The sequence below is a fragment of the Polaribacter aquimarinus genome, assembly GCF_003129485.1.
In the GTDB taxonomy this organism is placed as follows: domain Bacteria; phylum Bacteroidota; class Bacteroidia; order Flavobacteriales; family Flavobacteriaceae; genus Polaribacter; species Polaribacter aquimarinus.
This window is the reverse complement of sequence record NZ_QFFG01000003.1, coordinates 414,612-429,708: the sequence shown is the minus strand read 5'-3', so window position 1 is coordinate 429,708 and position 15,097 is coordinate 414,612. Positions and strand designations below refer to the sequence as shown.

The 15,097-nt window shown below is 29.1% G+C and carries 15 protein-coding genes; 6 read left to right on the top strand and 9 right to left on the bottom strand.

Annotated elements, in window-relative coordinates:
* The first annotated feature begins 14 nt into the window (after nt 1-14).
* Nucleotides 15-161 (top strand): hypothetical protein, encoded by a 147-nt coding sequence (locus DIS07_RS09170; protein WP_181374575.1) that lies wholly within the window; start codon nt 15-17, stop codon nt 159-161.
* Here the strand turns inward: DIS07_RS09170 and DIS07_RS09165 are convergent.
* On the bottom strand, nt 158-1,222 hold the full coding sequence (locus tag DIS07_RS09165) for a serine hydrolase domain-containing protein (protein WP_109404934.1): 1,065 nt from the start codon (nt 1,220-1,222) through the stop codon (nt 158-160). The two genes, DIS07_RS09170 and DIS07_RS09165, sit on opposite strands and share 4 nt — an antisense overlap.
* Nucleotides 1,219-2,496, bottom strand: a complete 1,278-nt coding sequence (locus DIS07_RS09160) for an exo-beta-N-acetylmuramidase NamZ family protein (RefSeq protein WP_109404933.1) — start codon at nt 2,494-2,496, stop codon at nt 1,219-1,221. Before DIS07_RS09160 ends, DIS07_RS09165 begins: the two co-directional genes overlap by 4 nt.
* A gap of 4 nt (nt 2,497-2,500) precedes the next feature.
* Here DIS07_RS09160 and DIS07_RS09155 point away from each other — a divergent pair, with 4 nt between their 5' ends.
* On the top strand, nt 2,501-3,736 hold the full coding sequence (locus tag DIS07_RS09155) for an ABC transporter permease (protein WP_109404932.1): 1,236 nt from the start codon (nt 2,501-2,503) through the stop codon (nt 3,734-3,736).
* On the opposite strand, the gene DIS07_RS09150 is transcribed toward DIS07_RS09155, so the two are convergent.
* Nucleotides 3,733-4,665, bottom strand: a complete 933-nt coding sequence (locus DIS07_RS09150; RefSeq protein ID WP_109404931.1) for a LysR family transcriptional regulator — start codon at nt 4,663-4,665, stop codon at nt 3,733-3,735. The genes DIS07_RS09155 and DIS07_RS09150 overlap by 4 nt on opposite strands.
* An 82-nt stretch (nt 4,666-4,747) precedes the next feature.
* Here DIS07_RS09150 and DIS07_RS09145 point away from each other — a divergent pair, with 82 nt between their 5' ends.
* From DIS07_RS09145 to DIS07_RS09130, 4 genes are all read left to right on the top strand, one after another.
* Entirely contained in the window at nt 4,748-4,993 is a 246-nt protein-coding gene (locus DIS07_RS09145; protein WP_109404930.1) for a hypothetical protein, read from the top strand.
* A gap of 10 nt (nt 4,994-5,003) precedes the next feature.
* Complete coding sequence (locus DIS07_RS09140; RefSeq protein WP_109404929.1) at nt 5,004-5,318, top strand: hypothetical protein; 315 nt, start codon at nt 5,004-5,006, stop codon at nt 5,316-5,318.
* Nucleotides 5,319-5,398: 80 nt separating this feature from the next.
* Nucleotides 5,399-6,361, top strand: a complete 963-nt coding sequence (locus DIS07_RS09135; RefSeq protein WP_109404928.1) for a sodium-dependent bicarbonate transport family permease — start codon at nt 5,399-5,401, stop codon at nt 6,359-6,361.
* A 132-nt stretch (nt 6,362-6,493) separates the two neighbouring features.
* A complete protein-coding gene (locus DIS07_RS09130) occupies nt 6,494-7,852 on the top strand; it encodes a pyridoxal-phosphate dependent enzyme (protein ID WP_109404927.1) in 1,359 nt (452 codons plus the stop codon).
* Nucleotides 7,853-8,239: 387 nt separating this feature from the next.
* Here the strand turns inward: DIS07_RS09130 and bglX are convergent, their stop codons facing one another.
* From bglX to DIS07_RS09095, 6 genes are all read right to left on the bottom strand, one after another.
* Nucleotides 8,240-10,495 carry a beta-glucosidase BglX gene (bglX, locus tag DIS07_RS09120; RefSeq protein ID WP_109404925.1) on the bottom strand — a complete coding sequence of 752 codons (2,256 nt, stop codon included), beginning with the start codon at nt 10,493-10,495 and terminating at the stop codon, nt 8,240-8,242.
* An 87-nt stretch (nt 10,496-10,582) separates the two neighbouring features.
* Nucleotides 10,583-11,452: a lipoyl synthase gene (lipA, locus tag DIS07_RS09115; protein WP_109404924.1), complete on the bottom strand. Its 870-nt coding sequence runs from the start codon at nt 11,450-11,452 to the stop codon at nt 10,583-10,585.
* A gap of 79 nt (nt 11,453-11,531) precedes the next feature.
* Entirely contained in the window at nt 11,532-12,185 is a 654-nt protein-coding gene (locus DIS07_RS09110) for a hypothetical protein (RefSeq protein WP_146190721.1), read from the bottom strand.
* A 20-nt stretch (nt 12,186-12,205) separates the two neighbouring features.
* Complete coding sequence (locus DIS07_RS09105) at nt 12,206-13,426, bottom strand: NRAMP family divalent metal transporter (RefSeq protein ID WP_109404922.1); 1,221 nt, start codon at nt 13,424-13,426, stop codon at nt 12,206-12,208.
* Nucleotide 13,427: 1 nt separating this feature from the next.
* Nucleotides 13,428-13,991: an RNA polymerase sigma factor gene (locus DIS07_RS09100; protein WP_109404921.1), complete on the bottom strand. Its 564-nt coding sequence runs from the start codon at nt 13,989-13,991 to the stop codon at nt 13,428-13,430.
* The gene (locus DIS07_RS09095; RefSeq protein WP_181374574.1) at nt 13,982-15,085 is read right to left on the bottom strand and encodes a glycosyltransferase; all 1,104 of its coding nucleotides are present in this window, start codon (nt 15,083-15,085) and stop codon (nt 13,982-13,984) included. Before DIS07_RS09095 ends, DIS07_RS09100 begins: the two co-directional genes overlap by 10 nt.
* Nucleotides 15,086-15,097 lie beyond the last annotated feature (12 nt).

Below are 15,097 nucleotides of genomic sequence, written 5' to 3'. Positions count from 1 at the left end.
TTATTTGTAAAGTATTGATTATCATTTGGTTGCTGTGTGTGGGAATTATCTATGGAGTAGGTGCTTTCCCAGATGAAGCCACCAATTCTTCTTTAAAAGAATTGGTGAAACAACTTTTTGAAGGGTATCGTAAGCTTATTGGGGTTGAGGATATTAACTAATCAATAACAAAAATAGCTTCTAAGTCTTTAATAAAATTTTTTAAACCTACTCCTGATAAATTGGTAAGAATAGAGATTACAACTTCTTTTTCAGGGTAGATTAGTAAATATGATGAAGCTCCAACACCACCTCCAGAATGACTGTATTTTAAAGTGTTATTAATTTTAGAAATAGCAATCCCAATTCCATAATTTGTACTCCTTTTAGATGATGTTATTTGAGGAGTAACTAATTCTTTTAAAGACGCTTTAGAGATTATTTTTTTATAAATAAATTCGTTTCCAAAAGAAACTAAATCTTCTGAGGTCGATAAAAACCCACCTCCAGCAGCTTTAAATTCGTTATTAACAGAAGGCCCTTCTTTAATTTTTCCATTTCTTTTAATATAAAATTTTGTTTTATTAGTAATCTTTTTATCAGAGAAGTCAACTGTGGTGTTTTTCATATTTAGAGGTTTAAAAATGTATTCTTGCATATATTTAAAATAATTTTGTTTAGCAGCATTTTGAATAACAACACTTAACAGATTCCAACCATATGTACTGTATATAAATTTTGTTTGCGGTTTTAAAAGTAAATCAGAATTTTTGAAAACATCCAAACCTTCAACAATTGACATTTTTTTATTGATTAAGAATTCTTTACCTCTGTAATGCCTTATTCCTGCTAAATGCCCTCCAAGTTGACGAATTGTAAAGTCATATTCTTTTTTAGGAAAATCAGGGACATACTGGTATAGACTTGAATCTAATTCAATTTTTTTAACGTCAACCAATTTAGCTAAAGCTAATGCAGTTAGAGTTTTGGAAATACTTGCTATTCTAAATTTTGTTTTACTTGGAACTACTTTTGTTCTGTTTTTTAAATTTGAATAACCAAATCCTTTAGACCAAATTAATTTTCCTTTTTTGGAAACAGAAATAGACATTCCAGGTATTTTATTTTGCAATAAATATTTTTTTGCAACAGTATTAGCTTTATGTACTTTATCTTTATCAACCTGACAATAAGATTTTTGAAAGCATACTATTAAGGCAAAAAAGAGGAGTACTTTTTTCATAGTTTTTTATAAATCAAATATTTTTCACGAACAATTTTAAACTTATTCAAACCTTTCTCCCAGGTTTTTCGAATTTCATTTTCAGACAAACCTTGTTCTAATTGTTGCTGTAGTTTTGTGTTTCCTGCGTGAATGGTAAAAGTAGCTCCAAAGAATTTTTCTGTTTTTGGAGTTTTTTGGTAAGCATCCATTAAAAAAGAAAGGTCAATTTTATCTAAATGTTTGGTTTTTCTTAAATCTACACCATAGCATAATTTGTTTTTATGCTTTGGATATTTAGCACCTTCATTGGCTTTTGGCATATAAGAAAAATCTGTTTTCTCAAAAAATGGAGCACCATATCTTTGAAACTGAAACTCAGTTCCACGACCTGCATTAATGGTTGTACCCTCAAAAAAACCTAAACTAGGATATAAGTTAATACTTTTATCATTTGGTAAATTTGGTGAGGGTTTAATGGGTAATGAATATCTAGAATTGTGCGTGTAATTTTTTAAAGGAATCACTTTTAAATCACACTCAATTCCATTTTTTAACCATTTTTCACCGTTAATCATTTGTCCGTATTCGCCAATGGTCATTCCATACACCACAGGCACAGGATGTTTACCAACAAAACTCGCGTGTTTTGGTTCTAAAACAGGTCCATCAATATAATGCCCATTTGGGTTGGGTCTATCTAAAACAATCAATGGAACACCATTTTCAGCACAAGCTTCCATAACAAAATGTAAGGTAGAAATGTAAGTGTAAAAACGAACGCCTACATCTTGAATATCAAAAATTACCAGATCAATATTCTCTAATTGTTTTGCTGATGGTTTTTTACTTTTTCCATGCAATGATAAAATAGGTAGTCCTGTTTTTATATCCACATCATCAGCTATATGAGCAGCAGCGTCTTCTTTTCCTCTAAAACCGTGTTCTGGTGAAAACACTTTTTTTACAGTTATTCCACTGTAATTGTGTAAATAATCTACTAGATGATGTGTCACCTTTTTAGATCTCATTACATTCGGAGCTACTTCAGCTCTTTGTAAAACCGATAAAACAGAGGTTTGATTTGCTACAATTGCTATATTTTTTCCTTTTAATAAGTTAAGGTATAGGTGTGTTTGTGCTGCGCCTGTTTTAATTACAGTGTCTTTTTCAACTTCAAGACTTGAAGTTTTAATTTTTGAATTTTGAACTTTCTTGGAGCAAGAAATCAGCTGAAAATTCATCAATAAAAACAAAAATAAATAGGTACTTTTACGAAGTTTAAAAAGAATCATCAAATTGAATTACGAGTTATTTATTGCTAAACGCATTATTGCCGGCAAAAAGTATAAAAATAGCATTTCATCACCAATAATAAAAATTGCAATTACAGCAATTGCTCTAGGTATTATTATTATGTTGATTGCTGTGGCTACTGGAGCCGGATTGCAATATAAAATTCGCGATAAAATGGCCGGTTTTAAAGGTCATGTTCAGATTATTAATTACGATAATAACAATTCAGACGTCTCCACAGTTCCGATTAAAAAAGATCAAGATTTTTATCCGAAATTTAAGAATATATCTGGCGTTAATAATATTCAGATTTTTGCTAATAAAGGCGGAATCTTAAGAACAGAAACAGATTTTGAAGGTATTATTTTTAAAGGAGTTTCTACAGATTACAATTGGACTTTTTTCAAAGAATATCTAGTGGGCGGGAGAGTGCCCGATTTTAGTCTAGAAAGAACAAAAGAAGTGTTGTTGTCGCAAACCATAATGAATCGTTTACAACTAAAATTAAATGATACAATTTTAGCTACCTTCTTTAAAACTTCCAAAAGTAAATTACTTTCTAACAGAAAATATACCATTGTTGGGGTTTACAACTCTGGTTTTGCAGAGTTTGATAAAACGATGATGATAGGCGATATTCGAGAAGTTCAAAAACTAAATAAATGGACAGAAAATGAAATTGGAGGTTTTGAAGTTATTTTGGAAAGTTTTGATGAAATTGAAGCCAAAGGAGAGGAAATTTATAGCAATATTGGAGCTACTCTAAATAGTAAAACCATTACTGAAACTTATGCAACTATTTTTGAATGGATTCAGTTATTTGATAATAATATATGGTTTATTATAGCTATTATGATTTTAGTTGCAGGGATTAATATGATCACAGCTTTACTCGTTTTAATTTTAGAAAGAGTTCAAATGATTGGTATTTTAAAGGCTTTGGGTAGCAACAATACAAGTATTCGAAAAGTCTTTTTGTACAATGCTGCTTATTTGATTTTAAAGGGATTGTTTTGGGGGAATATTATTGGTCTGTCTATTATTTTTATTCAAGATTATTTTAAGGTAATCACTTTAAATCCAGAAACTTATTATGTAAATACAATGCCTGTTCATATTTCTTTTAGTTACATTTTATTATTAAATATAGGTACGTTAATTATGTGTTTCTTAATGTTGATAATTCCTTCTTTTATCATTACTAAAATTCAACCTTCAAAATCAATTAAGTTTGCCTAATATTTGGTTGAATTATTATATTTCTTAAACTCATTTTCAATAATTTCATCCTTATTTTCAATAATATAATGTTGAAATGCTTGTGCTACATTTGTTAGTTTTTTTGTTTTCAACCAAATTAAATTCCAGTTGGTTTCTAGTGGTAAATCTTTAATTTTTATAATCTGTAAATCGCCATTTTTCAAAGCCTCATTCATACCAATAATAGGCATAATAGAAATTCCTAAACCAGCTATAACAGCTTGTTTTACAGCTTCGTTAGAAGTAAGTTCCATTTTTCTGACAATCTCTATTTTATGTTTAAATAAATAGCGTTCCATAGCTAATCTTGTTGCTGAACCTTTTTCTCTAAAAATAAAGAGCGATTTATTTAAATCTTTTAATGAAGCTTCTTTTTTGTGAGGATGATAGTCTCTACCAGCCACAAAAAACATTTTATTTTTCATTAACTCTATTCGTTCTATTTTCAGTTTTTTGGGTATAGTAGAAACCATGGCAAAGTCACATTCATTATTTTCTAATGCTCCAATAACTGACATTTTGTTGGTCACATCCATGGTAACATCAACCATACTATGCTTTTTTACAAATCCTGATAAAAAATAAGGCATTGCATATTTAGCAGTAGAAACAATAGCAATTTTTAATTTCCCTGCCAATTTGCCCTCAAATAATGAAGATTTGTAATTTATAGCTTCTACTTCTTCAAGAATTTTTGATGCAGCTTTAGCAATTTCACTACCAAATTCAGTGATGTATAATTTTCTTCCTACAACTTCAAAAAGTGGTAAATTAAATTGATCTTGAAAATTTTTTAACTGTATTGAAACAGCAGGTTGTGTTAAAAAAAGCTGCTCTGAAGCCTTAGTAACACTTTGTGTTTCAGCTATTTTTTTAAATATTACTAATTGATGTAAAGTGTAGTTCATAAAATATTTTTATGTATATCATTATAAATATAAATAAAAATATATGAAAAATAGACCGCACCTTTGTAAAAAATTAAAACAAATGGGTCAAGCAATTTTAAAATCAATTAAAAATCAAGAATCATCAAACAATGATGTTGTTATTCAAATAACAAGAAAACAATTAGTAACCTTTTGTCAAATTATGGTACTGGTAGCAATGGTTGTCTTAAATGTATTAGCAATAACTATTAATAGTCCTTTTTTAAAAGAACTGTTTATATCTCAAGCTATAATAATAACCATTTTTTTTATAAAAAACTCTAAAACTAATCAAATAATAAGATAATAAATAAGATATGAATAACTCAATAACAACTCAGACAGAATTAGAAAAAAGCACCAAAACTTTTAAATTAATTGAAGGTGATTTCACAAAAAGAGAAGCATTAAGTATTGTTGATAGTGTAATAAACGCAAAAATAAATTTTCATAAAGTACATAGATTATCGATACAAGAAGGTAATGAAAATGATAAATGTACTTATGATAATTCAAGAATAAATGAATTATTTGCTGATAAAAAAGAAACGAAAGAATTTTTAAGAAATTTAGAATCTAAAGGATGCAACATTAAAATTTCTAGTAACGTAACAATAACTATTCAAGAATAAATTAATTAATACCTTGTTTTTAGTAGGAAAACTGCTGTTTCATCAGCTTTCCTACTTTTTTTACGCCAAACTTTTACAAAATGGACTTACATTACCTAATAGATAACCTTACAAATCCAGCACTTTTATTTTTCTTTTTAGGCTTAATTGCTGTCAATTTAAAAAGTGATTTACGCATACCCGAGAACTCCTCTAAATTTATTTCTCTATACCTTTTATTAGCCATCGGATTTAAAGGAGGGCAAGAATTAGCACACAGTATAATTACATCAGAAATCATATGGTCTTTGCTTTTCGGAGTTCTTTTAGCGCTAATAGTACCAATTTATTGTTATTACATTTTAAGACTAAAATTAAGTGTAGAAAATTCTGGTGCTATTGCTTCTGCTTATGGTTCCGTAAGTGCAGTAACATTTGTAACTACAATTTCTTTTTTAGAAATGTCAAACATTTCTTTTGGAGGACATATGGTTGCAGTTATGGCGTTAATGGAAGCACCCTCGATTATCATTGGAGTTATATTAATAAACCTTAATAATAAGGATAAGAAGAAAAAGGCTTCGTTTAAACACATCATACATCATTCTTTAACCAACGGAAGTGTATTATTAATTATAGGTAGTTTGTTTGTTGGGTATTTTACAAATGATGCACAAGCTGAGGGTATTAAACCTTTTACCACCGATATTTTTAAAGGATTCTTAGCGGTGTTTTTATTAGATATGGGAATTACAAGTGGACAAAAATTAAAAGCATTGATTAAAAAAGGATGGTTTACACTTTCTTTTGCAATACTTATTCCGATAATAAATGGATGTTTGGTGGCTCTAATCAGTGGTTTGTTTATGGAAGAAGTTGGGAATAGATTATTAATGTCTATTCTAGCTGCAAGCGCTTCTTATATTGCAGTTCCAGCTGCAATGAAATTAGCTGCACCAAAAGCAAATCCAGGTTTGTACATTCCAATGGCATTAGCAATTACATTTCCTTTTAATATTACTATAGGTATGCCAATGTATCTCTGCATTATCGGAGTTTGTTAAGAAATGAATTTACAATATTTGCAATATTAATATTATTCGTAATTACCTTTTAAAGCATTTATAGTTAATCTTATCATAAGAGTAATAAATTCACAAAATTTTCATCTATTTTTGCCGAAGAATTTTTTGAAAATGAAATACGCAAAAAACATACTAGAAACCATAGGAAATACACCTTTGGTACAATTAAATTCAGTCACTAAAAAAGTTGATGCTTTGGTGTTGGCAAAAGTAGAAACATTTAATCCAGGGAACTCTGTAAAAGATAGAATGGCATTAAAAATGATTGAAGATGCTGAAGCAGATGGTCGTTTAAAACCAGGAGGAACAATTATAGAAGGAACTTCAGGAAACACAGGAATGGGTTTAGCATTAGCGGCAATTGTAAAAGGCTATAAATGTATTTTTGTAATTTCAGACAAACAGTCAAAAGAAAAAATGGACATTTTGCGTGCTGTTGGTGCAGAAGTTATTGTTTGTCCAACCAATGTAGAGCCAGATGATCCGCGTTCTTACTATTCAGTATCTAAACGTTTAGGTTCAGAAACTCCAAATTCTTGGTATGTAAATCAATATGATAATCCAAGTAATGCTATTGCGCATTATGAACAAACAGGTCCTGAAATTTGGGAACAAACTGATGGTAAAATCACTCATTTTGTAGTTGGAGTAGGAACAGGAGGAACTGTTTCTGGAACTGCAAAATTTTTAAAAGAGAAAAATCCTAATATTAAAATTTGGGGAGTAGATACTTATGGTTCAGTGTTTAAAAAATATCATGAAACAGGTATTTTTGATGAAAACGAAATCTATCCTTATATCACAGAAGGAATAGGAGAGGATATTTTACCAAAAAATGTAGATTTTTCTTTAATTGATGGATTTACCAAAGTAACAGATAAAGACGCAGCAGTTTATACCCGAAAGATTGCTAAAGAAGAAGGGATATTTGTTGGGAATTCTGCAGGTTCAGCTGTAAAAGGGTTGTTGCAATTAAAAGAGCACTTCATCAAAGATGATGTTGTTGTGGTTTTGTTTCACGATCACGGAAGTAGATATGTTGGTAAAATGTTTAATGATGACTGGATGAAAGAAAGGGGTTTTTTAGAAGATGATATTAAAACTGCTGCAGATTTAATTAAAAATCACGTCGAAAAACCATTAGTAACAGCTCAAACTGAAGAGTTAGTTTCGCACGCAATTGAACGTATGAAAGAATTCAAAATTTCTCAATTACCAGTTAAAGATGCTGAAGGCTTAGTCGGTTCTGTTGATGAAACTGATTTATTGAGAAGTTTTATAAGTGATAAAAAAATAGCAGATAAACCTATAAAAGATATTATGGGAAAACCATACCCTATTGTAAAGAAATCAGCAAAATTAGAAGTCATTTCTAAATTAATATCCAAAGAAAATGAAGCTGTTTTGGTAGATTTAGAAAATGGGAATCATCATATTATTACCAAGTACGATATAATTAGTGCTATTTAAAATTTGATATGTTTTTATCTGGGCCAAGTAGCTTTTTAGATTTTGTTTACATTTTTTTATTATTTATGTTACTTCCTTGTTTGTTCTTTGGAGGTATAATACATTCATTTTTTAAAGATTCTATTTTCTATAAAACAATAATAAAAATTAATTTATTAAGGAAAGTTTTGTACTATATTGTTTTAGTAATTAGTTCAGTATTAATTTGTATTCTTTCTTTTTATATTTTTGGAGAAATTTAAAAACAAAAAACCATCTCTAGCGAGATGGTTTTTTATAATCAACTAATTCAAATAATTTACACAATGAAAACAGTTTACTAAGTTGTCTTCAATTATTAATACGCAATTTGTATGCCAAAATTATTTTTTTTAAAAAAATTGAATATTAATTGGTTAGAATGAATTCTTTTTCAAGTTTAGCTAAAGAATTGCTACCAACAAAAACTTTAAATTTTCCTGTTTCTAAAACAAAATCTCCTTTTTCATTATAAAAACCTAAATGTTTTTTCGATAATTTAAATGTTATTGTTTTGGTTTCACCTTTTTTTAAGTGCACTAATTCAAAGCCTTTAAGTTCTTTTATTGGTCTTGTTGTACTTGCAAAGATATCTCTAAGGTATAACTGTACCACTTCTTTACCATCAAAGTTACCAGTATTAGATACTTCAATAGATACTTCTAATGTCTCTTTTTTGGTTATGTTTGTTGATGAAATTTTAAAATTATCATATTTAAAAGTAGTATAGCTTAACCCATATCCAAAAGGATATAAGGGTGTGTTTTTTGAATCTATATAATGAGACCAAAAAACATTATTACCAACATTTTTTGGTCTTCCAGTATTTTTATAGTTGTAGTAAATTGGTATTTGCCCAACATTTCTAGGAAAAGTCATTGGCAATTTTCCACTTGGGTTATAGTCACCATATAAAACTTGCGCAATAGCATTTCCAGTTTGACTTCCAAGTTGCCACCCCTCTATAATCGCAGGAATGTGTCTTGAAGCCCATTCAATTGTCAATGGTCTTCCATTTTGAAGTACTAATACAATATTTTTATTTACTTTATGTATCTCTTCTAAAAGCTCTTGTTGTAAACCAGGTAAATCTAATTTGGTTCTGCTTCTGCCTTCTCCACTTTGGTAACCATGTTCTCCAAGAACGATAACAACAACGTCAGACTTTTTAGCTATTGCAATAGCTTTTGCAAAACCAATTTTGTTAGATTTATTTATTTTTACTTCTTTAGTAAAACTAGTTTTGCCTACAATAAGGTCTACCCCTTTTTCATGTTTTATGAAATTTCCTGAATATTTTTGCAACCCTTCTAAAATAGATATTGCAGAATTATCATCCGCAGCAAGACGCCAACTTCCAAGTGGGCTATTTTTTTCTGATGCTAATGGTCCAATTAAAGCAATTTTTTGACCTGTTTTTTTTAAAGGGAGTATATTTTTTTCATTTTTTAGTAAAACAATTGATTTTTTAGCGATATCTAATGCTATTTGATGATGTTTTTTACTATTAATATTTCGTTTTTCATTTTCAGTATCACAGTATTTGTAAGGATTGTCAAATAAGCCTAATTCGAATTTTACCCTCAAAATTCTTTGAACAGCATCGTCAATTATACGCTCTTTAATAATTCCTTCAGTTACTAGTTTAGCTAATTCTTTAATGTAAACATGTCCTTCCATATCCATATCTGAACCAGCTGTAGCAGCAATTTTAGCAGCTTCATTTTTATCTCTTGCAATACCCCAACTTATAAGTTCTCTGATAGAAGCCCAATCCGAAACTACAAATCCATTAAATTTCCATTTTCCTTTTAATATACCTCTTTGTAAGTATTTGTTGCCAGTAACAGGTGTTCCATTAATTTCATTAAACGAATTCATAAAAGTTTTTACTCCTGCATCTAAAGATGCTTTAAATGGGGGTAGTATGATATTATGAAGTGTAGAGCTTCCAATATCTACTGAATTATATTCTTTTCCAGCACTTACAAATCCATAACCAGCAAAATGTTTAGCACAAGCAGCAATTGTATTTTTATCAGATAAATTTTTACCTTGAAATCCTTTAATTCTAGCTGTTGCTATTTTACTTCCTAAAAAAGGATCTTCTCCAGCTCCTTCCATAACTCTTCCCCAACGTGGATCTCTAGAAATATCAACCATTGGAGCAAATGTCCAGTTTATTCCTGCTGCAGATGCTTCTGTTGCAGCAACTCTTGCTGAATTTTCTATTGCTTTTAAGTCCCAACTTGCAGATTCTGCAATTGGAATAGGGGTAATAGTTTTATAACCATGAATAACATCGTATCCGAAAAGTAGAGGAATGCCTAAACGGGTCTCTTCTACAGCAATTTTTTGAAGTGCTTTTACATTTTTTACACTTCTTACATTTAGCATTGCCCCAACCCAACCATTTTTTAAATGTTGGTATTTATTTTTAGCATTTCCTTTTTTAGGGATAGGACCAGTTGCGTCCCAAAAACCACTATATTGATTCATTTGACCTATTTTTTCTTCTAAGGTCATTATTTTTAATAAAGAATCAATTTTCTTTTCAAAAGGATTATTTATTTGAGTATTTGTAGAAGTAGGTTCTTTTTTACATGAAATAGTTATTAATAACATTATTGCTGTAAAAAAGAGTTGTTTGGTTGTCTTCAATGTATTTTTATTAAAAATTATTGAACCAAAAATAAGTAAATAAAAAAATAGTTATTTAGCGTGTTTGTGTGCTTTATAAGAAGAACGCACTAAAGCACCGCTTTCTACATACATAAAGCCCATTTCTAAACCTAAAGTTTCATACTTTTTAAATTGATCTGGAGTAATAAATTCCTTTACTGGTAAATGTTTTTTTGTGGGTTGTAAATATTGTCCAATAGTAATAATGTCACAATTTACTTCTCGTAAATCTTTCATAGTTTGTATTATTTCTTCTTCAGTTTCTCCCAAACCTAACATTAAACCCGTTTTGGTTCGCATACCATTTTCTTTTAAGTATTTTAAAACTCCAAGACTTCTATCATATTTTGCTTGAATACGTACTTCGCGAGTTAACCTTCTTACAGTTTCCATGTTATGAGAAACTACTTCTGGATGTACTTCTATAATTCTGTCAATCTGTTTGGTGTTACCTTGAAAATCAGGGATTAAGGTTTCTAATGTAGTATTTGGAGTAGATCTACGAATTGCTTCTACTGTTTCTGCCCAGATAATAGAACCGCCATCTTTTAAATCATCTCTATCTACAGAAGTAATTACAGCGTGTTTAATGTTCATCAATTTAATAGAACGTGCAACTTTTTCAGGTTCATCCCATTCCACAGTTTCTGGTCTTCCGGTTTTTACACCACAAAAACCACAAGAACGTGTACATATATTCCCCAAAATCATAAAAGTAGCAGTTCCTTCTCCCCAACATTCTCCCATATTTGGACAGCTTCCACTCGTGCAAATGGTATTTAATTTGTACTTATCTACCAAACTTCTTAATTCAGTATATTTTTTACCTACAGGTAATTTTACACGAAGCCATTTTGGTTTTTGGGGTCTTTCAGGAAGGATAACAGAATCTATTGCCATTTTCTATCGAATTATGAAGTGCAAAGATACAAAGGAAAGTTTTAAATACTTGTTAAAAACTCTTTACTAACTTGTAGAATTAAGGTATGTGTTTTCTTTTGTATTTGAACCTTAAAATGTATGAGAATAAAAGAAGACCTAGCAAACCTAAAATTATTTTATTTCTATAGGACATTCTTTTAATTGGGTACTGAATCGGTTTATATTCATCATTAAAAACAATTGAGTTGAAAAATTTTTTTCTTTCAATTTCATTTAATCCATTTTCATTAAAATAAGAAAAAGAGTAAAGATTTTTATTGATGTAAAACATATTGGTTTCATGTAAACTCTTACCATCATTATTTTTATGCAAAAAACGATAGCCTTCTAGGTTATTTTTTTGAATAGATCCTCCGTAATCTAATTTATATGTATTGATTTCATTTAAAACATCTATTACATCTAAATAAAATGTTTTTAAACTTTTAGCATTAGTAGGTAAAACTGATTTACTTGAATTACTGTAATGTTCACTAAAAAATAATTTTTGAGCTATGAATTTAGAAGATTTATCTTCTGAATAAATTTCATAAACTCTATTATTATCTATAATAGTATCAAACTCATATACAGTAAATGGCATTTCTAAATATACAATAGAATCTAAATCATAGGTTCCCCAAACCTTATTTTGAGAAAATATTATTTGATAAGAAAAAAGAATTAAAATTGAAATAATTTTAATTTTCATAATAATTCTATCATTATAATTTATAAACTCAATAAAAACCAAATGCTAAAACCTATTAAAAATACAATTCCAACAATACTTAAAATTCGCAATAAAATATCTGGTCTATCTTTTTCAGGTGTATGTTTACCAGTGATGAGTTTATAATTTAAAATTGCATAGAAAGGAGCGGTTAAGAAAGATAGAATAGTTGCTATTTTAACTAATAAACCCATATTATCCATAAAGTATTTTAGGATTAAAAAAGTACCAACAAAAAGAAAAATAATCCAAAACCAATATCCAAATTTTAAATTTTTTCTCCAAAGTAGTTTTGTGGTTCTATTCATAACTCTAGGTGAAGCATCCATAGTAGTTATTGTTGTGCTAAACATTGTTGTAAATGCAGCTATAGCAATAAATATATGTGAGAATTCGCCTAAGTTTTTGGTATATAAATTGATAAGTTGTTGTGCAAAAACACCTCCTTTGTTAGAAAAAGTTTCGCCAGAGTTGTACATGACCAAAGCGCCTAAAAGTACAAAACAAATCCCTAAAAAGAGTGTGCCAATATAGCCTACATTAAAGTCGAAAACAGCATCTTTGGGGTTGGTCTTTACAATTGTAGTTTTATCTTTTTCAACAGACCAGATAGAGTGCCAAATAGAAACATCCATAGGTGCTGGCATCCATCCTAAAAAAGCAATTAAAAAAGTTAATTCTACTGCTCCTGAAGGAATTATTTGAGTAACATCAAATGCTTCTTTGGTACTAAATAAAGCCACAGAAACTGCAATAATTGTACTTATGGTTAGAATTAGAATGATGTATTTCATTAAATTATCTAGCAATTTGTATTTTCCAATAACCAAAAAGAGCAGGCTGATAAACATTAACATAGTAGACCATAAAACCAAATTATTAGTTATTCCAAATAGTTGAGAAGCTAAACCAGCAGTAACAATTGTAACAGCTGCCTGAATAGTAAACATGGTGGCAAAATTTAAGATGTAATAAGCTATTAATACTCCTTTGCCAAGTTTTCTATACCCATCTAATAAGGTCTCACCGGTTGCAGCAGCATATCGTGGCCCAAATTGAAAAAAAGGATATTTAAATAAATGCACCAATAATAAAGCCCATATTAGACCAAAACCAAATTCTGCACCAGCTCTTGTAGATTGTACCAAATGAGATACACCAATGGCAGCACCTGCAAATAATAAACCCGGACCTAAAGATTGCAAAAATGATTTTTTCATATTAAGAATCTTTAATAATTTCTGCCAACAACTTTTTAGCTCGTAACAACTTTACTTTTACGTTGTTCATAGATTCATTAATTTGTTCAGAAATTTCTTTATAACTTAATTCTTGAAAATAACGTAATTGAATAATTTCTTGATATTTAGGTTTTAGTTGTTTAATGTCTTTTAAAAGTTTGGCTAAATTTTGTTCGGTAATAATTTTATCTTCTGGAGTGGGGTTTTCATCAGCAACTAAATATGCACTTTTTTCCTGTTCTTTAGAAGTGTCTGTAGCTATTGAAATGTTTTTTTTACGTAATAAATCGATATGTAAATTTTTAGAAATGGTAATTAACCAAGTTTTAAAAACATATTTGTCATCATAAGTTTCTATTTTATCAAAAGCTTTAGAAAATGTTCTGATGGTTATGTCTTCTGCATCGTTTTCATTTTGTGTTTTTCTTAGTTGATAATTATACACATCATTCCAAAATGCATCTAATAAAAAACTAAAAGCAGATTGACTTCCATTTTTAGCTTTTAGAATTTGAATATTAAGTTTTTTTTTATCTATTTCCAATGATTTGGTTTTGACCACAAATTAGTGATAAAAATTGATAATTGAAAAAGCAGTAATCCAATTTCTAAAAAAGGTAAAAAATAAATGATTAGATCTTCTTTTAATTTTTTTGCTGAAAAAGCAACTACTAAAAATTGAATTACATAATAAGTTATCACTAATGGAAAGATAGTTTTCCATGAGTAGAAGAAAAATAGTGAAGTAGCTAAGACATAGAAAAACACTTTTGAAACAAAAAACAAACCTAAAAGAACTTTATGTTTAACTTTATAATGGTTTGCTGTAGAAATATGTCTTCTTTTTTGACGAAACCATTGCGTAAATGATTGTGGAGCTTCAGATACAGTAAAACTATCTGCTCTCGTGCAAATTGCAGTATTCTCTTTAATAGCAGCATCTTGTATAAATAAATCATCATCACCCGATTTTATATGCATGTGATTAATGAATCCTTTTACGTTAAAAAACTCGTTTTTGTGATAGGCTAAATTTCTTCCTACACCCATGTAAGGAGAACCTAACTTAGCATAACTAAAATACTGAACAGCGGTTAATAGTGTTTCAAAACGAACAAATAAATTGACTATTAATTTTTCCTTTTTGTATTTTCCGTATCCTAAAACTATGGTTTTTTCGTCAGAAAAGTTCTGACTCATTTCTGATATCCAATTTTTTGAAACGGGTTTACAATCTGCATCTGTGAATAATAAATGCTTGTTTTTTGCAGCTTTTATACCTAAAGTAAGAGCATATTTTTTGTTTCCCCAAAAAGCTTCAATATTTTTAACATCAATTACAGTAATATGATTGTGTTTTTTTTTGAAGGATTGCATTACTTCTGAGGTTGAATCTGAAGAAGCATCATTAATTAAAACAATTTCAAAATCTGGATATTTTTGATTGATAATTAAAGGTAGAAATTTTTGTAAATTACTGGCTTCATTTTTTGCGCAAATAACTACAGAAATAGGAATTTCCATTCTCTTTCTTTTCTTTTTTTGATTATCAAATAAGAAAGAAGAAAAAGCTAAATAATATAAAATTTGAATAACTGTAAATACTACAAAAGCGTAGAAAAGTACAGATAAAATCATTTAAAAGAAAGA

Bases quoted from the DNA above. Each gene is read 5' to 3' on its own strand.
- DIS07_RS09165 (WP_109404934.1), bottom strand. From the start codon at position 1,222: ATGAAAAAAGTACTCCTCTTTTTTGCCTTAATAGTATGCTTTCAAAAA.
- DIS07_RS09160 (WP_109404933.1), bottom strand. From the start codon at position 2,496: ATGATTCTTTTTAAACTTCGTAAAAGTACCTATTTATTTTTGTTTTTA.
- DIS07_RS09150 (WP_109404931.1), bottom strand. From the start codon at position 4,665: ATGAACTACACTTTACATCAATTAGTAATATTTAAAAAAATAGCTGAA.
- DIS07_RS09145 (WP_109404930.1), top strand. From the start codon at position 4,748: ATGGGTCAAGCAATTTTAAAATCAATTAAAAATCAAGAATCATCAAAC.
- DIS07_RS09140 (WP_109404929.1), top strand. From the start codon at position 5,004: ATGAATAACTCAATAACAACTCAGACAGAATTAGAAAAAAGCACCAAA.
- DIS07_RS09135 (WP_109404928.1), top strand. From the start codon at position 5,399: ATGGACTTACATTACCTAATAGATAACCTTACAAATCCAGCACTTTTA.
- DIS07_RS09130 (WP_109404927.1), top strand. From the start codon at position 6,494: ATGAAATACGCAAAAAACATACTAGAAACCATAGGAAATACACCTTTG.
- bglX (WP_109404925.1), bottom strand. From the start codon at position 10,495: ATGTTATTAATAACTATTTCATGTAAAAAAGAACCTACTTCTACAAAT.
- lipA (WP_109404924.1), bottom strand. From the start codon at position 11,452: ATGGCAATAGATTCTGTTATCCTTCCTGAAAGACCCCAAAAACCAAAA.
- DIS07_RS09110 (WP_146190721.1), bottom strand. From the start codon at position 12,185: ATGAAAATTAAAATTATTTCAATTTTAATTCTTTTTTCTTATCAAATA.
- DIS07_RS09105 (WP_109404922.1), bottom strand. From the start codon at position 13,426: ATGAAAAAATCATTTTTGCAATCTTTAGGTCCGGGTTTATTATTTGCA.
- DIS07_RS09095 (WP_181374574.1), bottom strand. From the start codon at position 15,085: ATGATTTTATCTGTACTTTTCTACGCTTTTGTAGTATTTACAGTTATT.